17 protein-coding genes and 1 tRNA gene are annotated in these 22515 nt (G+C 69.1%); 7 read left to right on the top strand and 11 right to left on the bottom strand.

Annotated elements, in window-relative coordinates:
* Positions 1 to 80: 80 nt before the first annotated feature.
* From AU197_RS02735 to AU197_RS02725, 3 genes are all read right to left on the bottom strand, one after another.
* Positions 81 to 154, bottom strand: a tRNA-Met gene (locus tag AU197_RS02735).
* A 205-nt stretch (positions 155 to 359) separates the two neighbouring features.
* On the bottom strand, positions 360 to 3374 hold the full coding sequence (locus AU197_RS02730; RefSeq protein WP_064400801.1) for a UPF0182 family protein: 3015 nt from the start codon (positions 3372 to 3374) through the stop codon (positions 360 to 362).
* A gap of 77 nt (positions 3375 to 3451) precedes the next feature.
* Entirely contained in the window at positions 3452 to 4474 is a 1023-nt protein-coding gene (locus tag AU197_RS02725; RefSeq protein WP_064400931.1) for a YlbL family protein, read from the bottom strand.
* A gap of 156 nt (positions 4475 to 4630) precedes the next feature.
* Here AU197_RS02725 and AU197_RS02720 point away from each other — a divergent pair, with 156 nt between their 5' ends.
* The 3 genes from AU197_RS02720 to AU197_RS02710 all read left to right on the top strand — a co-directional run bounded on the left by AU197_RS02720 (position 4631) and on the right by AU197_RS02710 (position 8304).
* Positions 4631 to 6025, top strand: coding sequence for a zinc-dependent metalloprotease (locus AU197_RS02720; RefSeq protein WP_197415439.1), 1395 nt, complete (start codon positions 4631 to 4633; stop codon positions 6023 to 6025).
* 65 nt (positions 6026 to 6090) lie between these two features.
* A complete protein-coding gene (locus tag AU197_RS02715) occupies positions 6091 to 6921 on the top strand; it encodes a hypothetical protein (protein WP_064400799.1) in 831 nt (276 codons plus the stop codon).
* Between the two features lie 42 nt (positions 6922 to 6963).
* Positions 6964 to 8304, top strand: a complete 1341-nt coding sequence (locus tag AU197_RS02710; protein ID WP_064400798.1) for a macrolide-binding ATPase MABP-1 — start codon at positions 6964 to 6966, stop codon at positions 8302 to 8304.
* Positions 8305 to 8343: 39 nt separating this feature from the next.
* On the opposite strand, the gene AU197_RS02705 is transcribed toward AU197_RS02710, so the two are convergent.
* From AU197_RS02705 to AU197_RS02700, 3 genes are all read right to left on the bottom strand, one after another.
* Complete coding sequence (locus tag AU197_RS02705) at positions 8344 to 8625, bottom strand: WhiB family transcriptional regulator (RefSeq protein WP_064400797.1); 282 nt, start codon at positions 8623 to 8625, stop codon at positions 8344 to 8346.
* Between the two features lie 139 nt (positions 8626 to 8764).
* The gene (locus AU197_RS26190; RefSeq protein ID WP_156434274.1) at positions 8765 to 8953 is read right to left on the bottom strand and encodes a hypothetical protein; all 189 of its coding nucleotides are present in this window, start codon (positions 8951 to 8953) and stop codon (positions 8765 to 8767) included.
* 143 nt (positions 8954 to 9096) lie between these two features.
* Positions 9097 to 11256: an ATP-dependent DNA helicase UvrD2 gene (locus tag AU197_RS02700; protein WP_064400928.1), complete on the bottom strand. Its 2160-nt coding sequence runs from the start codon at positions 11254 to 11256 to the stop codon at positions 9097 to 9099.
* An 83-nt stretch (positions 11257 to 11339) separates the two neighbouring features.
* Between AU197_RS02700 and AU197_RS02695 the strand changes: the two genes are divergently transcribed.
* Positions 11340 to 11591 (top strand): mycoredoxin, encoded by a 252-nt coding sequence (locus AU197_RS02695; RefSeq protein WP_064400796.1) that lies wholly within the window; start codon positions 11340 to 11342, stop codon positions 11589 to 11591.
* A 5-nt stretch (positions 11592 to 11596) separates the two neighbouring features.
* Here AU197_RS02695 and nudC read toward each other — a convergent pair whose 3' ends face one another.
* Positions 11597 to 12523, bottom strand: a complete 927-nt coding sequence (gene nudC, locus AU197_RS02690; RefSeq protein ID WP_064400795.1) for an NAD(+) diphosphatase — start codon at positions 12521 to 12523, stop codon at positions 11597 to 11599.
* 10 nt (positions 12524 to 12533) lie between these two features.
* Positions 12534 to 13610 (bottom strand): potassium channel family protein, encoded by a 1077-nt coding sequence (locus AU197_RS02685; RefSeq protein WP_064345889.1) that lies wholly within the window; start codon positions 13608 to 13610, stop codon positions 12534 to 12536.
* Between the two features lie 48 nt (positions 13611 to 13658).
* Between AU197_RS02685 and AU197_RS02680 the strand changes: the two genes are divergently transcribed.
* Positions 13659 to 14054, top strand: a complete 396-nt coding sequence (locus AU197_RS02680) for a DoxX family protein (RefSeq protein WP_064400794.1) — start codon at positions 13659 to 13661, stop codon at positions 14052 to 14054.
* Here the strand turns inward: AU197_RS02680 and AU197_RS02675 are convergent.
* Together AU197_RS02675 and AU197_RS02670 are read right to left on the bottom strand one after the other, a co-directional pair.
* The gene (locus tag AU197_RS02675; protein ID WP_064400793.1) at positions 14051 to 17314 is read right to left on the bottom strand and encodes an ATP-dependent helicase; all 3264 of its coding nucleotides are present in this window, start codon (positions 17312 to 17314) and stop codon (positions 14051 to 14053) included. The genes AU197_RS02680 and AU197_RS02675 overlap by 4 nt on opposite strands.
* Positions 17311 to 20430, bottom strand: coding sequence for an ATP-dependent helicase (locus tag AU197_RS02670; protein ID WP_064400792.1), 3120 nt, complete (start codon positions 20428 to 20430; stop codon positions 17311 to 17313). Before AU197_RS02670 ends, AU197_RS02675 begins: the two co-directional genes overlap by 4 nt.
* Positions 20431 to 20436: 6 nt before the next feature.
* On the opposite strand from AU197_RS02670, the gene AU197_RS02665 reads away from it, so the two are divergent.
* Together AU197_RS02665 and AU197_RS02660 are read left to right on the top strand one after the other, a co-directional pair.
* Entirely contained in the window at positions 20437 to 21267 is an 831-nt protein-coding gene (locus AU197_RS02665) for an alpha/beta fold hydrolase (RefSeq protein ID WP_064400927.1), read from the top strand.
* Between the two features lie 2 nt (positions 21268 to 21269).
* Positions 21270 to 21566: an MGMT family protein gene (locus AU197_RS02660; RefSeq protein WP_064400791.1), complete on the top strand. Its 297-nt coding sequence runs from the start codon at positions 21270 to 21272 to the stop codon at positions 21564 to 21566.
* Positions 21567 to 21645: 79 nt separating this feature from the next.
* Here AU197_RS02660 and AU197_RS02655 read toward each other — a convergent pair whose 3' ends face one another.
* Entirely contained in the window at positions 21646 to 22500 is an 855-nt protein-coding gene (locus AU197_RS02655; RefSeq protein ID WP_064400925.1) for a TIGR02569 family protein, read from the bottom strand.
* Positions 22501 to 22515: the final 15 nt, after the last annotated feature.

Below are 22515 nucleotides of genomic sequence, written 5' to 3'. Positions count from 1 at the left end.
GGAAACTCACCCGAAAACCGGCTCCAGATGTAAATGATGTCTCGGGACATCTGCCAACGATGTCCCGAGACATCACATAGTAGCGGGGACAGGATTCGAACCTGCGACCTCTGGGTTATGAGCCCAGCGAGCTACCGAGCTGCTCCACCCCGCGTCGGGTGAACGCCACGTTACCGAAGGCGCTCGTCCAGTTCCAAATCGCGCGGTCGCCAAGGGTGGTGAGACCCGTCACGCCTGCGTTACGTGGCCGTCCGCCGCCGCGCGAGCGACCCCAAATGTACGCACAGTGGCGGCGTGTCGCCGTGCAGACGCGGTCGCTCGCGGCAGTGGGGGCTTAGCTCGCGGCAGTGGGGGGTACGTCAGCTCGCGGACTGGTACTTCTCCATCGCATCGTCGAGGCGTTGCAGCGCCTCGCCGTACTCGGCGAAGTCACCGCCCTGCTGGGCCTGACGCAGCGCGTCGAGCGCCGTGTTGACCTCTTGCAGCGCAGCGGCTTTCGCACCCGACAGCTGCACCGGTCCACCCGGCGGCACCGCCGCCGGCGGCGGGGCCTGCGGTGCCCGGCCCTCCTGGTTGGCCGGTGTGCGACCCGCCGGCGGTTGACCGTCGGACGGGGGCTGCGCGGCGGGCTGCTGTCCGCCCGGCCCCGCGATGGGCGCAGGGCCGGTGGCCGTGGCGTCGGCGCCGGGTCCGAACAACTCGGTGAGCGCATCGCGCACCGTCGGGCCGTAGCCGACCTTGTCGTTGTACATCATCGCCACACGGATCAGGCGCGGATAAGACGACGCGGCATCGCTGGCTCCCGGCGAGGCGTACACCGGTGCGACATACAGCAATCCGCCCTCGGCGACCGGAAGCGTCAGCAGGTTGCCCCACCGGATGCGGTTCTGGTTGTCGCGGCCGATCACACCCAAGTCCTGGCTGACCGCGGTATCGGTACTGATCGCGTTGAACGCCAGCTTGGGACCGTTGACCTGACCCGGAATGGTCAGCACCGTGATCTTGCCGTAGGTCTCCGGATCCGAACTGGCGCTCATGAACGCGGCCAGGAAGTCACGACGGAACCGGTTCATCGCACTGGTCAACTGGAACGACGCCGCACGGTCGTTCTCCGCAAGGTCTTTGGCCACGATGTAATACGGCGGCTGATAGCTGCTCGCGGTCGGGTTGGGATCCAGCGGGACGTCCCAGAAGTCCGACGTCGAGAAGAACGTCACCGGATCGTCGACGTGGTACTTGGCCAGCAGCGCGCGCTGCACCTTGAACAAGTCCTCCGGATAGCGCAGATGCTGCTGCAGTCCCTCGGAGATCTCGCTCTTGGGCTTGACCGTGCCCGGGAACACCTTCATCCACGCCTGCAGCACCGGATCCTGCTCGTCCTGCGCGTACAGCGACACCGTGCCGTCGTAGGCATCGACGGTGGCCTTGACCGAGTTGCGGATGTAGGACACCTGCTTGTCGGGCTGCAGTCGGTTCAGCGCCACCTCGTTCGAGTCGACGGTCGCCGAGGACAACGTGGTCAACTCCGAGTACGGATAGTTGTCCAGCGTGGTGTAGCCGTCGACGATCCACACGATCCGCTCGTTGACGATCGCCGGGTAGACGGTGGTGTCGGTGGTCAGCCACGGCGCCACCGCCTCGACCCGCTTGGCCGGGTCGCGGTTGAACAGCAGCTTGCTGTTCTCCCCGATGACGTTGGAGAACAGGAAGTTTCGCTCGGCGAACTTTGCGGCGAACACGCTGCGCGTCAGCCAATTGCCGATCGGAACGCCGCCCTCACCGGTATAGGTGTAGTTGCGGGTCTCGACGTTGTTCTCGTAGTCGTATTCGCGCGGCGCACCGTTTTCGCCGACGATGGCGTAGTCGGCCGGGGTGTTGGCGATGACGGGCCCGTAGTAGATGCGGGGCTGGGCCAGTGGGGCGGGTCCGGGTGAGATCACCTCACCGTTCGCGCCGACCACGCTGGCCAGAAACTCCGGATATCCGCCGTTCTGGTTGGGGTCGTTGGCCACCCCGCGCACGGTGTTGGCCGGCGAGGCGATGAATCCGTTGCCGTGGGTGTAGACCGAGTGGCGGTTGATCCAGTCGCGCTGGTTGTCGATCAGCCGGTCAGGATTGAGTTCGCGAGCCGCAACGACATAGTCGCGCAGGTTGCCGTCGGCATCCGCGTACCGATCCATGTTCAGCTGATCGGGGAAGTAGTAGAAGTTCTTGCCCTGCTGGAACTGAGTGAACGCCGGGCTGACGATGTTGGGGTCGAGCACGCGGATGTTCGACGTCGTGGCGCGGTCGGCGGCCACCTGGGCTGCGGTCGCGGCGGCGTTACCCGGGTAGTCGCGATAACTCACCACCTCGTCGGTGAGCCCGTAGGCCTGTCTGGTCGCCGTGATGCTTCGGCTGATGTATTCGCTTTCCTTCTGCGCCGCATTGGGTTTGACGCTGAACTGCTCGACGACGAGCGGCCAGCCCGCGCCGACCACCAGCGACGAGAGCAGCAACAGCACCACGCCGATCGCGGGGATCCGCAGGTCGCGCAGCACGATCGCCGAGAACACCGCGGCCGCGCAGATGACGGCGATCGCCATCAGGATCAACTTGGCGGGCAGAACGGCGTTGATGTCGGTGTAGCCCGCGCCGGTGAACGGTTTACCGCCGCGGGTGTGGCTCAGCAGTTCGTAGCGGTCGAGCCAGTACGCGATCGCCTTGAGCAGCATCAGGATGCCCACCAGGGTGATCAGCTGAATACGCGCCGCTCGGCTCAACGCACCGGCGCGGCCGGACAGCCGGATCCCGCCGAACAGATAGTGGCCCAACAGGTTTCCGATGAAGGCCAGGAAGGTCGCGACGAAGAGGTAGTTCAGCACCAGCCGGTAGAACGGCAGGTCGAACGCGTAGAAGCCCAGATCCTTGCCGAACTGCGGGTCGGTGATCCCGAAGCTGTTGCCGTGCAGGAACAACTGGACGGTCTCCCATTGCCCGAGCGCGAACAACCCGACGAACAAGCCGATGAGCGCGGGGACCCCGAAGCCCACGAGGCGTAGCCGCGCCATCACCGCGGTGCGGTAGGCGGCGACCGGGTCGTTGGGGCCGTTGGTCGGCACGAACACCGGCCGGGTCCGGTAGGCCAGCGCCAGCCCCGCGAACAGGATGGAACCGATCACCAGCGACACGACCAGGAACAGCAGGATCTGGGTGAACAGCACCGTGGTGAAGACCGAGCGGTAGCCGAGCTCGCCGAACCACAGCCAGTCGACGTAGGTGTCGATCAGCCGCGGGCCGATCAACAACAGGAGCACGATCACGGCTCCCAGCGCGATGAGGATTCGGCTACGTCGTGTCAGCTTCGGCATTCGTGCCGCGGGCCGCATACCCACTCGTTGACTCCAGTTTCATTCGGCTACGTCGTGCTCGACGTGGCCCCAACTCTACGCAACGGCTTTTCGCCGATGACCTAACAATGGGGCCGTTCGCCACCGGCGGACAAGGTCTTCAACGCATCGACGGCCTGCGGCAGGGTCTCGACCCTGACCAGTTCCATCCCGTCCTGCGGCGCCGTCTTGGCTTCCTCGCAGTTGTCGGCGGGCACCAGGAAGATCGTGGCGCCCTCCTCGCGGGCGCTGAGCATCTTGTGGGTGATGCCGCCGATCGAGCCGACCTCCCCGTCTCCGCTGATGGTGCCGCTGCCCGCGACGAACTGCCCGCCGTTGAGGTCGCCGGTGGTCAGCTTGTCGACCACCGCCAGCGAGAACATCAGCCCCGCGGACGGGCCGCCGATTTTCTCGAGGTTGAACTCGATCGAGAACGGAGCCCACGGCGCGTCGAGCACGCCGATGCCCAGGAAGCCCTGGTCGCGGTCGGGGTGCTTGCCCAGCGTGATGGTGGCGACGCCGGACGGCGCGTCCTTGCGGCGGTAATCCAGCGTCACGGTGTCGCCCGGCTTGGTGTCCTTCAAAAGCGCCTGGAACTCCTCGAGTTTGGTCACCGGCCTGCCGTTGACGGCGTCGATCGCGTCACCGTCGCGCAGCTTTCCCGCCGAGGGTCCCGGATCGTTGACGTTTTCCACCGTCACCGCCATCGGGAACTCCAAAAAATGCAGTGCGGCGTACTCGGCGCTGCGTTCGGAGTTGCGGAAATCGGTGGTGTTGGCCTCGTCGACCTCTTCGCGGGTCTTGTCCGGCGGGTAGACCAGATCGCGCGGGACCAGTTGTTCGCGGCCGGACAGCCACAGCGCCATCGCCTCGCCCAGCCTGAGCTGATCGCGCTGCGACACCGTCGTCATGTTCAGGTGTCCCGACGTCGGATAGACATCGGTGCCCTCGATCTCGACGACCGGCTTACCGTCGAACTCACCGAGCGTGTTGAACGTCGGCCCGGGACCCAGGGAGACGAACGGCACCGTCACCGCCGACACCAGCACACCGAACACCAGAATCGGCACGAGCGCGACGAGCAACGTCAAAGTCCGCCTGTTCACGCCGCCCAATCTAGAGGTTGCGCTGCGAGCGGCCGTGGCCGCGACGTCCGTCGGGGTCCGTCACACCCGTGCGGGCGCGGCCGTCGCGCAGAAACACGGCGGTCCAGGGTCGGTTCGCTGTCAGCGTGAGGCGCGCACCCACGAGGCGCCGTCCCGGTGAGTACCGTTGGGGGCATGGCTGACCTGCCTTTCGGCTTCTCCGCCGGGGACGACCCCGAACGCGATAAGCGCAAGAAAGATCCCGACTCCGGATCCGAGGGGCCCGGCGACCCGTTCGGCATGGGCTTTCAGGGCGGCTCCCAGTTCGACATGTCCCAGCTCGGGCAGATCTTCAGCAAGCTCGGCGAGATGTTCAGCGGCGCAGGCAGCGCGATGGCCGGCGGTAAACAATCAGGACCGGTGAACTACGACCTGGCCCGCCAGCTGGCGTCGAGCCAGATCGGTTTCGTCGCTCCCGTGCCGGAGAAAACCGCTGAGGCGATCGACGGCGCCGTTCGCCTGGCCGAGACGTGGCTCGACGGTGTGACAGCGCTACCGGCGGGAACCAGTAAGGCGGTCGCGTGGACGCCGACGGATTGGCTCGACAACACCCTCGAGACGTGGAAGCGGCTGTGCGACCCGGTCGCCGAACAGATCTCGACGGTGTGGGTGTCGGCGCTCCCGGAGGAGGCGCGGGCCATGGCCGGTCCGTTGCTGTCGATGATGACGCAGATGGGCGGGATGGCGTTCGGCTCGCAGCTCGGCCAGGCGCTGGGCAAACTGTCGCGAGAAGTGTTGACCTCCACCGACATCGGGCTGCCATTGGGCCCCAAGGGTGTGGCCGCGCTGATGCCCGAAGCGGTCGAGTCGCTGTCGGAGGGCCTCGAGCAACCGCGTAGCGAGATCCTGACCTTCCTGGCCGCCCGAGAGGCCGCCCACCACCGCCTGTTCAGTCACGTGCCGTGGCTGTCCAGCCAGCTGCTCAACGCGGTCGAGGCGTTCGCCCGCGGCATGAAGATCGACATGAGCGGCATCGAGGAACTGGCTTCCGGCCTCAACCCCGCCGCGCTGACCGACCCGGCCCAGATGGAGCAGCTGCTCAACCAGGGCATCTTCGAGACGAAGGCGACGCCGGAGCAGACCGCGGCGCTCGAACGGCTGGAAACACTGCTCGCGCTGATCGAGGGTTGGGTGCAGACCGTCGTCTCCGACGCGCTCGGTGACCGCATTCCCGGCACGTCGGCGCTAGCGGAGATGCTGCGCAGGCGCCGAGCCACCGGCGGGCCGGCCGAGCAGACGTTCGCCACGCTGGTCGGACTGGAACTGCGTCCCCGCAAGATGCGCGAAGCCGCCGCGTTGTGGGAGCGGCTGACCGAGGCCGTCGGCTCCGACCGCCGCGACGCGGTGTGGCAGCACCCCGACCTGCTGCCCAGCGCCAAGGATCTCGACGAACCGGCCGGGTTCATCGATCGGATGATCGGCGGCGACACCAGCGGGATGGACAGCGCCATCGAAGAGGCGATCGCCGACCTGGAGAAGGACATCCAGAACCCGGACGACGACGACCGCTAGCACCTCAGCCGGTGCCCCTGTGGATAACTGCGGGTGACCGGTGCGCGGCGTGGCACGCTCGATCGATGACGCGCTATGCGTTGAGCGCCGCGACGCCGGTGCTGATGCGACCGGACGGGGCTGTGCAGGTGGGCTGGGACCCGCGGCGCGCCGTCGTGATCCGTCCGCCGGCGGGGTTGTCCGCCGCGACGCTGGCCGACATGCTGCGCCGTCTGCAGTCCGGCGCGCGGGTGGCCGACCTCGCGGCGCTGGCCCCCGACGGCGCGAGCGTCGAGACCGTGCTGACGTCGTTGGTCGACGCCGGTGTCGTCACCACCGCCGCGCGACGGCGTGGCCGTTCGGCTGCGGTGCGCGTCCACGGTCGGGGGCCGTTGTCGGATCTGCTCGCGTCGGCGCTGCGCTGTTCGGGAGCGCGGCTGACCCACAGCACCCGCACCGACACCGGCGCGCCGTCGGAGCCGACCGACCTCGTGGTTCTCGCCGATTACCTGGTGGCCGACCCGCGGATGGTGCGCGAACTGCATGCCGTCGGCGTCGCCCACCTGCCGGTGCGCGTGCGCGACGGTGTCGGCCTCGTCGGGCCGCTGGTCCTGCCGGGTGTGACGAGTTGTCTGGCCTGCGCGGACCTGCACCGCAGCGATCGGGATGCGGCGTGGCCGGCACTTGCGGCGCAACTGCGCCACACCGTCGGCAGCGCGGACCGGGCAACGGTGCTGGCCACCGCGGCGCTGGCGCTCAACCAAGTCGATCGGGTCCTTGGCGCCGTGCGTGGCGACGCCGACGTCTCCGGCTGCCCCGAGCCGCCGCCGACGCTGGACACCACGCTGGAGTTCGACGTCAACGTGGGTTCGGTGGTGGCGCGGCGATGGTCGCGGCATCCGCGCTGCGCATGTTGACATCGACCGTTGGCAAGTCGTTGCGCTGCGGGCAACCGCGTCATGGATGATGGTCTGGTGAGTGAGATCAAGCGAGGCCGGGCCGCGCGCAACGCCAAGCTGGCGAGCTTGCCGGTAGGGATGGCCGGCCGGGCAGCCTTGGGCTTCGGCAAACGGTTGACCGGACGGTCGAAAGACGAGGTCAACGCCGAACTGATGGACAAGGCCGCTCAGCAGCTCTTCACCGTGCTCGGTGAGCTCAAGGGCGGCGCGATGAAGGTCGGTCAGGCGCTCTCGGTGATGGAAGCCGCGATCCCCGAGCAGTACGGCAAGCCGTACCGCGAGGCGCTGACCAAGCTTCAGCGGGAGGCCCCGCCGCTGCCCGCGGCCAAGGTGCACCGGGTGCTCGACGCCCAATTGGGTACGAAGTGGCGGGAGCGGTTCGCGTCGTTCGACGACAAGCCCGTGGCGTCGGCCAGCATCGGCCAGGTCCACAAGGCGGTGTGGTCGGACGGCCGCGAGGTCGCGGTCAAAATCCAGTACCCCGGCGCCGACGAGGCGTTGCGCGCCGACCTCAAGACGATGCAGCGCATGGTGGGCGTGCTCAAACAACTGTCCCCGGGCGCCGACGTCGACAGTGTGGTCAAAGAACTCATCGAGCGCACCGAGATGGAGCTCGACTACCGGCTGGAGGCCGACAACCAGCGCGCGTTCGCCAAGGCCTACGAAGGCCATCCGCGCTTCGTGGTCCCCCGGATCGTGGCCAGCGCCCCCAAGGTCGTGATCCAGGAGTGGATCGAGGGCGTGCCGATGTCGGTGATCATCCGGGAAGGCACTCAGGAGCAACGAGACCTGATGGGCACCAGGCTTTTCGAGCTGACCTACGACGCGCCTCTCAGGCTCGAGATGATGCACGGTGACACCCATCCGGGCAACTTCATGCTGCTGCCCGGCGACAAGATGGGTGTCATCGACTTCGGCGCGGTCGCTCCGATGCCCGGCGGTATCCCGATCGAGATCGGTCTGGCGACGCGGTATGCGCTCAACGACGATTACGACAACCTGCTCACCACGATGCAGAACATCGGCTTCATCCAGAAGGGCGAGCAGGTGTCCAAGCGCGAGATGGACGACATGATGCGCCAGTACGTCGAACCGCTCGAGGTCGAGATCTTCCACTACAACCGCAAGTGGCTGCAGCGCATCACCACCGCGAACATGCGACCCGAGCGCGCCGCCGGCCAGATCAAGGCCGCCCGGCAGATGGACATTCCGGCCAAGCTCGCCATCCCGATGCGGGTGATCGCGTCCAATGTCGCGATCGCGTGCCAGCTCGATGCGCATGTTCCGGCGAGACAGCTTGCCACCGAACTGATTCCGGGCTTCGCCGACGAAGCCGCCTGAGGGTCAGCACAGGACCGTTCGGGAAGAACCGGCAGCCGTCTACGCGGCTGCCGGGTTCCCGATGCTGTTCTTGCGCGGCCGGCCACGTGGGCGCTTGCGCGCGATGACCGTGCCCCGTTCGAGGATCTCGCCGCCCCAAACACCCCACGGCTCTTGCCGTTCCAGCGCTGCGGCCAGGCACTCGCGCCGGATCGGGCACTGTTCGCACAGCGCCTTTGCGCGTTCGAGTTCGACGGGATTCTCGGCGAACCACATATCGGGATCGCCCCTGTGACACGGCACCGCCAGCTTCGTCTTCTCTCGGCATGTCCCGAGTGACATGTCCAGTCCTTCCCTGGTCGTGGGTTTCGAATCTCTTTGTTGGGGATCCGGACCAGGGCTTCGGGGTGGTGTCCGAAAGACCAAGGCCACGGATCCGACTGCGGGTCCGTGGCCTTTTTCGGCGAAATCGCGGGCTTACCTAGGTGGTGCCCCGATCGACGGACGACACAGTCGCGGCGGCGCGGCGCTTGCGCTGCGGGGTGATGGCAGCGGCGGCACCGGCGGCGTGCGCGGCGGCGAACGCAGGGTGCGCCGCGGCGGCGGCGACATGGAGGGTCCGCGTCATGCCCGCAACGGCTACGCCGGTCGACGCGTAGTTGCTACCCATGATGTCGGTCCCTCCTTTCGCACAAAAAGACACCCAAACGGTGTGATCTTGAGGCTAAGCGTAACAGCCCAGGCTGACAATTGATTTTTTGACCAGCACGTTTGGCGCGATCTTTACGACGTTTGGCCGTGCCGGTCGCCGGCTTACCGACCCCGGCTCTTGACCATGGCGAGCACGTCGGCCCCGTACTGCTCGAGCTTGCGCGCCCCGATGCCCGGGATCGCGACCAGCGCGGCGTCGTCGGTGGGCAGCGTCTCGGCGATCGCGATCAGCGTGTTGTCGGTGAACACGACATAGGCCGGCACGCTCATCTCCTTGGAGGTGCGCAATCGCCAGTCCTTGAGGTCGTCGAGCAACTGCTCGTCGATGTCCGACGGACAGGTTTCGCAGCGGCGCAACATGATTGCCGCCGGTGCGGTCAGCACGCTGTTGCATACGCGACAGCGGGGGGTGGCGCCGCGGGAACGACGGGGCTTGGTCGGCCCAGTGCCGGTGCTCGACGACTGCGGCGCGATGCCGTTGAGGAACCGGGACGGTTTGCGGCTCTGCCGCCCGCCGGGAGCGCGGGCGAGCGCCCAACTGAGCGCTAAATGCACACGGGCCCTGGTGATTCCGACGTAGAGCAGGCGGCGTTCCTCTTCGACCGCTTCGCTGTCGGGACCGTGCGCGAGGGCATGCGAAATGGGCAGTGTTCCGTCGGCGAGCCCGACCAGGAACACCGCGTCCCACTCCAGCCCCTTGGCCGCGTGCAGCGACGCGAGCGTGACGCCCTGCACGACCGGCGGATGACGGGCGTCGGCGCGCTGGCGCAGTTCGACGATCAGCGCGCGCAGGTCCAGGGTGGGGCGAATGGCGACTTCCTCGTCGACGAGCTCGGCCAGCGACGTCAGCGCTTCCCACCGTTCCCTCGCCTTGGTGCCCGGCGGCGGTTCGGCGGTGAGCCCGAGCGGCTCCAGCACCGCGCGCACCACCTCGGGCAGTCCCCCGCAAGCGGGAGGTGCCCCCACGCCGTCGGCGTCCGGTTCGGCACCGCGTTCGGCCGCGCGTTGCAAGGCCACCAGCGCCTGGCGGATCTCCTGGCGGCTGAAGAAACCCTCGCCGCCGCGCACCTGGAACGGAACCCCGGCTTCGGTGAGCGCCTCTTCGTAGACTTCCGACTGGGCGTTGATGCGGTAGAGCACCGCGATCTCCGCCGGTTCGGTGCCGGATTCGAGCAGGCGCTTTATGTTCTTGGCCACCGCCTTGGCCTCGGCGACCTCGTCGGGATATTCGGCGAACCTGGGGGCGGGGCCGGGATCGCGCTGACCGACCAGATGCAGCTTGCTGCCCGCCATCCGGCCGCGCGCGCCGGCGATGACCCGGTTGGCCAGCGACACCACCTGCGGGGTGGACCGGTAGTCGCGTTCCAGGCGGACCACCGCCGCGTCGGGGAAGCGCCGGGAGAAGTCGAGCAGGTAGCGGGGCGTGGCGCCGGTGAAGGAGTAGATGGTCTGGTTGGCGTCGCCGACGACGGTCAGGTCGTCGCGCTCGCCGAGCCAGGCGTCGAGCACCCGCTGCTGCAGCGGTGTCACGTCCTGATACTCGTCGACGACGAAGCAGCGGTAGCGGTCGCGGAACTCCTGCCCCACCGCGGCGTCGTTCTCGATGGCCGCGGCGGTGTGCAGCAGCAGGTCGTCGAAGTCGAGCAGCGTGGTGCCGTCGCGGCGGGCCTTGAGCGCCTCGTAGCCGGCGTAGACGGCGGCCACCTTCGCAGCGTCGAACGGAATGTCGCGGCCGACCTGGGCGACCGCGGCCGGATAGTCCTCGGGACTGATCAGCGACGCCTTGGCCCATTCGATCTCGCCGGCGAGGTCGCGCACGTCGTCGGTGCTGGTCGACAGCCGGGCGCGGTTGGCGGCCTGGGCCACCACCGCGAATTTGGTGTCGAGCAGTTCCCACGCGGTGTTGCCCACGACGCGGGGCCAGAAGTACGACAGCTGGCGGCGCGCGGCGGCGTGAAACGTCATCGCCTGCACCGAACCGGTGCCCACACCGCCGAAGGCCGCGTCGAGCGCACGCAACCGGGCGCGCATCTCACCGGCCGCGCGCTGGGTGAAGGTGACCGCGAGGACCTGCCCGGGTGCGACGTGGCCGGCCGCGACCAGGTGGGCGATGCGCCGGGTGATCGTGCGCGTCTTGCCGGTGCCCGCACCGGCGAGCACGCACACCGGCCCGCGCGGGGCGAGCACCGCCTCGCGCTGCTCGTCGTCGAGGTCGTCGACGCCGTCGGGGCGGCTGCCCACCGAAGCGACCTCTACCGACATGCGGTCCATCTTGGCAGGGGCCGGTGACAAATGACCGGTACGGCGTCGGGCATGTTCGGTCCATCGGCTACGTTGAACGCCTTATGAGCGCAGCACAGACTCCCGTGATCATGTACACCACCACCTGGTGCGGTTACTGCGTGCGCCTGAAGAAGGCGTTGCAGGCCGAGGGCATTGCGTTCACCGAGGTCGACATCGAGAAGGATCCGGCCGCAGCGGAGTTCGTCGCCACCGCCAACGGCGGCAACCAGACCGTTCCGACGCTGAAGCTGCCCGACGGTTCGACGTTGACGAACCCGACCGCGCGCGAGGTCAAGGCCAAGCTGGCGGGCTAGTCCTGCTAATCCAGCGCCGCCCAGGACTCGATGATCTCCCGGGCGATCGAGATCGAGCCGGGAAGCAGCAGCCGTGACGGGGAGTCGCTGCTCCAGTCGCCGTGGTCGAGGGCCTCGCGGATCTCAGCGCGGGTGAACCAGGCCGCCTCGGCGATCTCGCCGTCGTTGAACGAGAACTCCTGCTCGGGATCGCCGATCGCGTGGAAGCCGACCATCAGAGACCGCGGGAACGGCCAGGGCTGGCTGCCCAGGTAGGTGACCTCGGTGACGGTCAGCCCGATCTCCTCGGCGATCTCCCGCACGACGCAACTCTCAAAGGATTCACCGGCCTCGACGAAACCGGCCAGGATCGAGAACAGCCGCTCGGGCCAGACCGTCTGACGGGCCAGCACGGCGCGGTCGTGTCCGTCGTGCACCAGGCAGATGACCGCGGGGTCGATGCGGGGAAACTCCTCGTGGCCGTTGAGCGGGTTGACCCGCGCCCAGCCGCCCTTGACGGGCTTGGTCGGTGAACCGTCGAGCGGGCTGAACCGCGCGTGGTCGTGCCAGTTGAGCAGCGCGGTCGCGGTGGCCACGAGTTGCGCGCTGACGTCGTCGAACACCTGACCGGCACGGCGCAGGTCGAGCACCTCGGTTTCGGTGTGCGGGTCCTCCGGCCCCTCGAGGGCAGCGCGGATCGCCCACACATGCCGACCGTCGTTGAGCCTGCCGAGGAAGACCGCCGTGTCCGGGGGCCGATCGCCCAACTTGGCGGCCCCGCCGAGCACCACACTGCCCTCGGAGATCAACACCTGGTTGCGGCGGTCGACGCGCAACACCAGCGCGTCGGGCCATCCGGCGAGAGCGGCGTCGATGTCGGTGCGCAGCGTGTCGGCGCGGTCGGCGCCGACCCGGGACAGCAGCGGTACGTTGCGGAGGCGAAACGGTGTCATCGTTCGGGTGTCACTCGGCGTCCGCGTTGCGGATGTAGAGCAGCCGGTCGCCGGACTCGACGGTGTCCACCTCCGGTGAGTCGACGCGCAGCAGCTCCCCTCCGCGGACGACGCCGAGGACGATGTCGTGCAGGTGCCGCGGGGATCCGCCCACCTCCTTGGGCGTCACCTCCCGTTCGGCGATCGCGAAGCCGGCGTCCGGCGTCAACAGGTCTTCCATGATCTGCACAACGCTGGGTGTCTGGGTGGCGATGCCCAGCAGTCGACCCGCGGTCTCGGAGGACACGACGGTCGAGTCGGCGCCCGACTGCCGCAACAGATGCTGGTTGTCCGACTCGCGGGCCGCGGCGATGATCTTGGCGTTCGGCGCCAGTTCACGGGCGGTGAGGGTGACCAGCACCGCGCTGGCGTCGTCGTCGGTGGCGACGATGATCGACTTCGCGTGCTGGGCGCTGGCCAGTCGCAGGATGTCGGCCTTGGTCGCGTCCCCGTGGACGGTGACCAACCCGGCGCTGCGGGCCCGCTCGAGAGCGCCCGCGTTCTCGTCGACGACGACGATATCGGCGGGAGCGACCTCGTCGCCGACCATCGCGGCGACCGCCGTCCTGCCCTTGGTGCCATAGCCGATGACGACGGTGTGGTTGCGCACTCTGCTCCTCCATCGCTGGATCTTCAATGCCGCGCGCGACTGGCTGGTCAGCGTCTCGACCGTGGTACCGATGAGGACGATCAGGAAGGCGACGCGCAGCGGGGTGACCACCAGGACGTTAATCAGCCGGGCTTCGGGGGTGAACGGGGTGATGTCCCCGTAGCCGGTGGTCGACAGCGAGACCGTCGCGTAGTACAGGCAGTCCAGGAACGACAGCTGGTTGTCCTGGACGTCGCGGTAGCCGTCACGGTCCAGGTACACGATGAACACCGCCGCCATCAGCGCCAGCGTCGCGTAGATGACACGGCGGATGATCCGCTGGGTCGGGCTGACGAATGGTTCGGGGATCCGCAGGATGTCGACGAGCCGCGAGTCGGGCTGTGTGGTCAGGTCCTGCTCGATCGCGGCGAGCCGGCGCCGCAGCCTACCTTTTGCCACGAGGACCCGTTACCGGTCCCGCAGGGGTGTACACGCCACAATGTAATCATGACCTCTCCCCTGCCCGAACTGCAGCAAGTGGCCAGCCCGTCGCGCGCCTACCGGATGGCGGCCGCCCTGCTGGGCATCGGGACGCTGCACTTCGTCGCGCCCAAGCCCTTCGACGGCATCATCCCCGCCGAGCTGCCCGGCAGTCCGCGGTTTTACACCTACGCCTCGGGTGTGGCCGAACTCGGGGTGGCGGGACTGCTGCTGGCGCCGAAAACGCGACGCTTCGGCGCGTTGGCCGCGGTGGCGCTGTTTGTCGCGGTGTTCCCCGGCAACGTCAACATGGTCCGGCTGTGGTGGGACAAGCCGTGGCCGATGCGGGCGATCGCGATCGCCCGCCTGCCGCTGCAGATTCCGATGATCGTCCAGGCCGTGAAGGTGTACCGCGAGTCTTAGGCCGCCTCCAGCAGGTCGGCGAGTTCGTCGACGTCGGGCAGCGTCTCGGGGGTGACGGTGACGCCGCTACGCACGTAGTGAAACGCCGCCCGCACCGACCCGACGGGACATCCGTGTAACGCGGCCCACGCCACCCGGTACACCGCGAGCTGAATTGCGTTGCGCTGCAGAGCTTCCGCAGTGCTTGGCGGCTCCCCCGTCTTCCAGTCGACCACGGTGGCTCCGCCGTCGTCGTCGGCGAACACGGCGTCGATGCGTCCCCGGACCACCCGGCCGCCGATCACCATGTCGAACGGCACCTCGACGTCGACCGGTGTTCGCGCGGCCCACGGGGACACCGCGAAGGTCGCCTGCAACTCGGCGAGTTGCTCGGCCACGGCGGTGTCGTGATCGACCGCACCCGGCAGATCGTCGAGGTCGAACAAACGCTCGGCGTGATAGAAGCGCTGAACCCAGTCGTGAAACGCGGTGCCCAACAACGCATGCGGATCCGGACGGGTGGGCAGCCGGCGGCGCAGCCGCTGCGAGACGGCTTCGGGGTCCTTGCCGAGTTCCACCAGGGTGCTGACCGAAACCTGAAGAGGCAGCTGGGGCGTGGGCGGTTCGACGACGCGGGTGCGTTCGCCGATGAGCGCGTCGACGTCGGCCTCCCACCCCTCTCCGGAGTCGACGGGTGCGATGTCGCGGGCTTCCGACATCGCCTCGGCCACAAGCGTTGCTCCGCGAGTCACATCGCCGCGGCGCGAACCAGCAGGATCTGCCGGCCAGGCGGCCTCGACCACCTTGTCCCGCAGTGGGTTCGGTTCACCATCGGGCGGAGCGGGCGCCCAATGTTCGATGACGCCGCAGGGCCGACCCTCGGCGGCGGATTTGTCGATGATGTCTTTGAGCTCGCCGAGGAACTCCGATGGGCCGCGGGCCTTGCTTTCCGACGCTCCCCAATGATGGCCGGACAAGAGCAGGGTGTCCTCGGCGCGGGTGAGCGCCACGTAGAGCAAGCGGCGTTCCTCGTCGACGCGGCGCTGTTCGAGGTTTCTCTTGTGCTCGCCGATCACGTCGGACAATCGCTTGCGGTCGTTGACGTCGCTGGTGTCGAGCACCGGGACGCCGTGCTCGGACAGCGTGGCCCGGTCGCCGCGCAGCAGCGGAGGGAGGTCCCCGGCGTCGGTCAGCCAGGTGCGGGCGGTGCCGGTCGAGGGAAAGACGCGGCCGCTGAGGTGCGGAACCGCGACCACCTGCCATTCGAGTCCCTTTGCCGAGTGGATGGTCATGATCTGCACCCGGTCGGCCGCGACGGGCCCGGCGGCGGGAGCCAGACCGTTCTCCACCTCCTCGGCAGCGTCGAGGTAGGCCAGCAGGCTGGTGACGCCGGCGCCGGGGCGGCCGGCGAAGTCGGCCACCACGTCGGCGAACGCGTCGAGGTGTTCGGTGCCCGACCAGCCCGCCGAAACGGGACGGCGCGCGCGTACCTCGGTGTCGATGCCGAGCACCCGGCGCACCTCCGCGACGAGCTCGGGAAGCGGGTGTGACAGGTGCGCCCGCAGAGCGGTCAGCTCGCGGCCCAGCGCGACGATCCGCGCGTATCCCGTCGGCGAATACGCTTCGGGCGCACCGGGATCAGTGACCGCTTCGGCGATGCACGCGGTATCGGCGTCGGGGGCGGCCTGGGCGGCGATGCGTTCGGCGGCCTCGGCGGCGACCTCGACTGGCCCGCTGTGGTCGAGTTGCACCGCACGCCGCCACAGCGCGGTGATGTCACGGCCGCCCAGCCGCCAGCGCGGACCGGTGAGGACCCGCATGGCCGCGCTGCCCGCGGTCGGGTCGGCCATCATCCGCAACATCGCCACCACGTCGGCGACCTCGGGCACGCCGAGAAGGCCCGCCAGCCCGACGACTTCGACCGGCACACCGCGGGCCGTGAGCGCATCGGCCATCGGCGCGGCGTCGGCGTTACGGCGCACCAGTACGGCCGTCGTCGGGGCCGGCTCCCCGTCGTCGCGCGAACGCGCATAGATGTCGGCGATCTGGCCGGCCAGCCACTCACGTTCGGCGGCAACGTCGTTCAGCAGAGCCAACCGGATGGTGCCCGGCGGGGCGTCGGGCCTGGGCAGCAGGGAGCGCACCGCCACCGAACGGCGCCGCGCCTGTGCCGACACGGCGTTGGCCAGGTACAGCGCCCGGGGCGGATTGCGCCAACTCGTGCGCAGCTCCAAGGCGGGCGCCGGCGAGCCGTCCGCACGGGGGAAGTCGGTGGCGAAGCGCGGCAGGTTGGTAGCCGACGCGCCGCGCCACCCGTAGATCGATTGGATCGGATCGCCCACCGCGGTCAGCGCGAGGTCGTCGTCGGCTCCACGACCGAACAACGACGACAAGGCGACACGTTGGGCGTGCCCGGTGTCCTGGTATTCGTCGAGCAACACGACCCGGTACCGCCGGCGCAGTTGCTCACCGACATGCGGGAAGTTCTCGGCCAGCCGGGCGGCCGAGGCCATCTGCATGCCGAAATCCATCACTTTCTCGGCCCGCATCCGCTGGTGCAGGGCGTCGATCAGCGGAACCAACTCGGTGCGCTCGGTCTGGGTGGCCAGCAGCCGCAGCAGCCACTGGCTGGGGCCCCGGTCGCGTTGGTACGGACCGGCGGGCAACGTGTGCACCAACCGCTCGAGCTCGCCGTGCGTGTCACGCAACTGGTCGGTGTCGACGAGGTGTTCGGCGAGCTGGCCCGCCAGCCGCAGCACCATCGACGTCACCGCCGCCGGTGTTTTCTCGGTGTGCAGTTCGGGGTGCTCACACACGACGCGGAAAGCCAACTGCCACAGCTCGGTTTCGCTCAACAGCCGGGTCTCGGGCTCGACCGGCAGCAGCAGGCCGTGCTCGCGCAGCAGGTTGCCGGCGAATGCGTGATACGTGCTGACGGTCGGCGGTTCGTCGGTGATGGCGCCGTCGCCGTGGGGATGCCCCCCGCTTGGGGGGACCAAGCCGGCGCCCGCGAGCCGGGCGAGGCGCGTGCGGACGCGGCGCAGCAGCTGTCCGGCGGCCTTGCGGGTGAACGTGAGACCCAGAACCTCACCGGGGAGGGCGAACCCGTTGGCGACCAGCCACACCACCCGCGCGGCCATCGTCTCGGTCTTGCCTGCGCCGGCACCCGCGATGACCACGAGAGGTCCCGGCGGGGCCGCGATCACCGCTGCCTGCTCCTCGGTCGGCGCGAAAAGACCGAGAGCCGAGGCGAGTTCGTGCGGACTGTAGCGCGGGGTCATGGCTGTCCTCCGGCCGCGGCTTGGGCGGGACACATGGCCCGCACGGGGCAGTGGGCGCATCCGTCGTTGATCCGAGCGACGAACTCCGGACCCTGGGTGGCCGCAGCCGCCGCGCGCACGGTCTCGCGCCACTCGGCATGCTTTTCCGGTGTCAATGCCTCCTGTGTGCGCTCGGTGGGGCCCGATGCGCAGGTCTTGCCGAGGTAGACCAATCGGCCGCCCCCCGGTGAGTCTCCCTGTGCGAGCAGACCTTCCGCGATGGCCAGCTGATACATCGCCAATTGGGCGTGGTTCTGCGCGTCGTCCTTGGTGACCGGGCTCTTGCCGGTCTTGAGGTCGACCACGACGAGTCGTCCCTCGCTGTCGCGTTCGAGGCGGTCGACGCGGCCGCGCACACGCACGTCGGTCCCATCCTCGGCACCGTCGACCACGACACCGTCGACGTCGACCTCGCTGCCCACCTCGGTGAGCTCGCCGCGGGTCTGCGCACGCCACTGCGCAAACGTCGCCACCATCGCACGGTGCCGGTCGAGTTCGTTGTCGGCATACCAGCGCGATTCGAACGGCAGCTTGGGCCAGATCTTCTCGAGCTCGTTGACCATCTGGCTCTCAGTGCGTCCCGGGTCGGCGACGAGGGCGTGCACCAGCGAGCCGACCGCCGAGCGCACATCGCGACCGTCGGCGCCGCCGTGCCGCTCCAACAGCCAGCGCAACGGACAGTCGGTGAGCATCTGCAGCGTCGACGGTGACAGCGTCACGGTGTGGCTGTCGCCGTTCCACAACGGGTCCTCACTGGACAGCGGCGTCATCGACTGCCACTGCGCCGGGTCGGCGCCGGGCACGCCTGCAGCCGCAAGTCGCGCCAACAGCGTTGCCGCACATGCCCTTACTGTGTCGTCGACCGCACCGTCGGACGCGCACACCACCGCACGCAGCCGTCCGACCAACGCCGCGGGCGCCAGCACGCGCGGTGCACTGACCGGCTCGGTCATGTCGGAACCGTCGTCTTGTGAGCGCGTACTCAACTCGTAGCAGAACGCCGACGGCAGCAGCGACTCGTCACCGCTGCTGTCGACCGCCGTCACCAGCAGGCGACTGCGGGCCCGCCCCATCGCCGCGATGAGCAACCGGCGTTCCTCCGCCAACAGCGGCGCCCGGGTCGACACGCTTTCAGCATCCTGGGTGACACCGTCGAGCAGGTCGACGAGCTGCTGGGTGGCCAACACGCCGCCACGCGGAACGGTGTTGGGCCACAGGCCTTCCTGCACACCGGCGATGACGACGAACTCCCACTCGCGACCCATCGCGGCGTGGGCGCTGAGCACCGCGACTGCTTCGGTCTCGGCGCGCTCGTCGCGGGCCGGTGAACCCAGACCCGCGACATGATCGATCAACCCGCGCAGCGTCGCGCCCGCGGTGCGGTTCACGTACTGCTCGGCGACGTCGAACAGCGCGGTGACGGCGTCGAGGTCCCGGTCGGCCTGCGCACCGGACACGCCGCCGCGTTCGCTCGCGGCCAGCCAGCGTCGTTGCAGCCCGGAACGCTGCCAGGCCTGCCACAACGTGTAGCGCGGATCGGCCCCCGTCTCGGCGCTGCGACGGGCGGCCGCCAGCACCTTGCGCACGCGATCCACGGACCGGCTCAGGTTCTCCGGCAATCCGTGCACCCCGTGCTTCAACGCCTCGACCAGCAGATCGCCGAAATCACGCGGCGGTTGTGAGCCGTCGATTCGACGCAGCGAACGCCGAAGTTGGCGCAGCGACACCGGATCGACGCGCCCGATCGGTCCCGTCACCAACGACGCCGCCTGCTCGGCGTCGAGACCTTGCGCTGTTGCCGCCAGCACCGTGAGCAGGGCCCGCACGCCCGGCTGGTCCCCGAGCGGCGTCGCAGCCGATGGCGCGTCCACCGGGACTCCGGCCGCGGCCAGTGTGCGGGCCAACGCCGCGCCGAGGCGGGGCACCGAACGCACGATGACAGCCATCTGCGACCAGGGGATGCCATCGACGAGGTGCGCCCGTCGCAGTGCGTCGGTGATCGTCGCGGACTCCGCATGTGGCGAGGCGGCGATGCGCACGGCCAGGGTGCCGTCGGGGCCGGGCGCACCGGTCAGCACGCGCCCCTGCTCGGCGCCGGGCAGCCGTCGTGCGACCTCGGTGATGGCTTGCGCGATCGCGGGTGCGCAGCGACGTGACTCGGTCAGCACGATCGCCGGCTCCTCGCCGCGCAGCAGCGCCGGGTCGGCACCGCGGTAGCCGAAGACCGCCTGATTGGGATCGCCTGCGAACACCGTGGTTTCGGCGCCCTGAGCGAGCACCCGAACCAGGAGCGCGGCCTGCGGGTCGAGTTGCTGTGCGTCGTCGACGAGGAGAAGCTTGATGCGGCTGCGTTCGGCCGCCAGCAGCTCACCGTCGGTGGCCAACGCCTCCAGCGCCGCTCCCACCAGTTCGGCCGCACCCAGTGCCGGGATGGCGGCCTGTGGTGCCGCCATTCCGACCGCCGAACGCAACAGCATGATCTGCTCGTAGGCCTGGGCGAACTGGCCGGCCGCCAGCCACTCCGTCCTGCCCGAGCGTCGCCCGATGCGTTGCAGTTCAACGGGATCGACACCGCGCTCGGCGCAGCGGGCCAACAGGTCCCGCAACTCGTTTGCGAACCCGACCGTGCTCAACGCCGGACGCAGATGGTGCGGCCACGCCGTCGGCGCGCGGTCGCCGTCCTCGAGGTCACCGGCGAGCAGCTCGCGGATGATCCCGTCCTGTTCGGCACTGGTGATCAACCGCGGCGGCGGGTCGCCGTTGCGCTGAGCGGCCAACCGCAGGACGGCGAACGCGTACGAGTGCACGGTGCGCACCAGCGGTTCGCGCACCACTGCGCGGGGACCCGCCTGCAACAGCGTCGAGGTGATGCGGGCCCGCGCCTGCGCGCCGAGCCGGGCCGAACCCGTCAGCAGCAGAACCGATTCCGGATCCGTGCCGGCGGCGATGTGCGCGACCGCGGTCTCGACGAGCAGTGAGCTCTTGCCGGTGCCGGGCCCTCCGATCACACGGAAAACGCCGCGCGTGCCGGGCTCGGTGAGCGCGCTCGGCGTGAGGTCGGTGTGCGGTGCGGACATGTGGGCATGACACCACGGGGGTCCGACAAGTGGCCGTCACGCGATGCTGGCAGCATCACAGCGGTGAGCGAACCCCTGCACGTCCATCGCTACGGGCCGGCCGGCCCCGCACAGGTGTTGGCGATCCACGGCCTGACCGGGCACGGCCAGCGCTGGCAGACGCTGGCGACACGCCACCTGCCCGAGTACACGATCGTCGCACCGGACCTCATCGGGCACGGCCGCTCGTCCTGGGCGGCACCGTGGTCCATCGAGTCGAACGTCACGGCGCTGGTCGCGCTGCTCGATCGTCCCGCGGTGGTGGTCGGCCACTCGTTCGGCGGCGCGGTGGCGCTGAAGCTGGCTGCCGCCCGGCCAGACCTGGTGTCGCATCTGGTCCTGCTGGACCCGGCCGTCGGCCTGGACGGCGAGTGGATGCGCCGGATCGCCGACGACATGTTCGCCTCCCCCGATTACACCGACCGCGCCGAGGCGCGCGCCGAGAAGGCGAATGGGTCGTGGGGCGAGGTCGAGTCAGCCGAGCTGGATCGCGAGCTCGACGAGCATCTGGTCGACCTGCCCTCCGGACGGGTCGGCTGGCGGATCAGCATCCCGGCGATGATGGCGTACTGGAGCGAGCTCGCCCGCCCGGCCACGTTGCCTCCCAAGGGCATCCCCACGACGCTCGTGCGGGCCGCCCGCACCGAGCCGCCGTATGCCACCGACGAGATCGTCGGCACCCTCGCGCAGCGACTCGGCTCGGACTTCACGCTTGCGGAGTGGGACTGCGACCACATGGTCGCGCAGGCCAAGCCCGCCGAGACGGCGGCGTTGATCCGCGAACACCTCGAGTCGTAGCGATGGCGCCGGTCACCGATGAGCAGGTGGAGGCCGTGCGCGCACTGGTCGCGTCGATCCCGCCGGGCCGGGTGTCGACATACGGCGACATCGCCGACGCGACCGGGCTTTCCAGTCCCCGCATCGTCGGCTGGATCATGCGCACCGACTCGTCGGACCTGCCGTGGCACCGGGTGATCGCGGCGTCAGGGAGACCAGCTGCGCACCTGGCGACCCGCCAACTGGAGCGGCTTCGCGCCGAAGGCGTTCTCGCGCACGACGGTCGGATCCGGCTCACCGAGGTGCGACACCGATTCTAGCGCCGCGAGTGTGGGGTTGATGCACATCTGAGCGCCGGGAAGTGTGCGGGTAACCCACGTTCGCGCCAGAAGGGGGGTGCTAGAGCACGAGGCGGACCAGGGCCGCCGTGCGCGCGAGTCCGGGGAACGCGGCCGCCGTCGACCGCGGATGAAGGGCGTGCACGGCAATGCGGAACATCAACGCGCGCAACAACATCTGCGACCACTCGGGCAGCGGACTCCACCGTTCGATCAGCCCGTCGTCGGCCTCGCCCCAGGACAGGGCGTCGACCACGACGACACCGGCCGCCCATGACGCCGGCCGCCAGTACGGGATGATGTCGGTGATCCCAGGCGCGGCGGTGCCCGCGAACAGCACCGTGCCGCAGAGGTCGCCGTGGACCAGCTGGCTCGGGCTCTTCGTCGGCTTGCGCAGGGTGGCAAGCTGATTGAGCAACTCGATCGAACGCTGCCCGTCGGCCGACCCCGGCGACACCTTGGCACCCGGCGGCAACGAGTGCAGCGGCCGTTCCTCCCAGGCGGCGCGGTCGGCCGCGATGAACACGTCGACATCGGCCCACGGCGCCACCGGTGGCTGCGTCAGGAATCTCGGGCGTTCGAGTTTGGCCGTCGCCTCATGCAGTCGCACCGCGGCCGAGACCACCTCGTCGTGGCGGGGTTCCGGCGTCCCGGCGACAAAGGTGTCCGCGCGCCATCCGGCCACCACATACCGCCCGTCGGTCGAACGCACCGGACGCGCCAGGCGCACCCCGTCGACGAACAACGTCTCGCGGACCTTGGCCGACCATGCGGCGCGGGCGTGGTCGGCGACCATCGACACCACCACTTCGCCACAGCGCCAGCCACCCTCCCAGCCCGGCCCAAGCGCAACGGGCTGCACACCGGTCAGGCCGAACGCGGCCAGCACATGATCCGGTGGCCGTTCGACAGTCACCACCTCAGCGTAAGC

This window comes from Mycobacterium sp. IS-1590 (assembly GCF_001500025.1).
In the GTDB taxonomy this organism is placed as follows: Bacteria; Actinomycetota; Actinomycetes; order Mycobacteriales; family Mycobacteriaceae; genus Mycobacterium.
The sequence above is the reverse complement of the archived record's forward strand: the minus strand, read 5'-3'. Positions and strand labels throughout refer to the sequence as shown.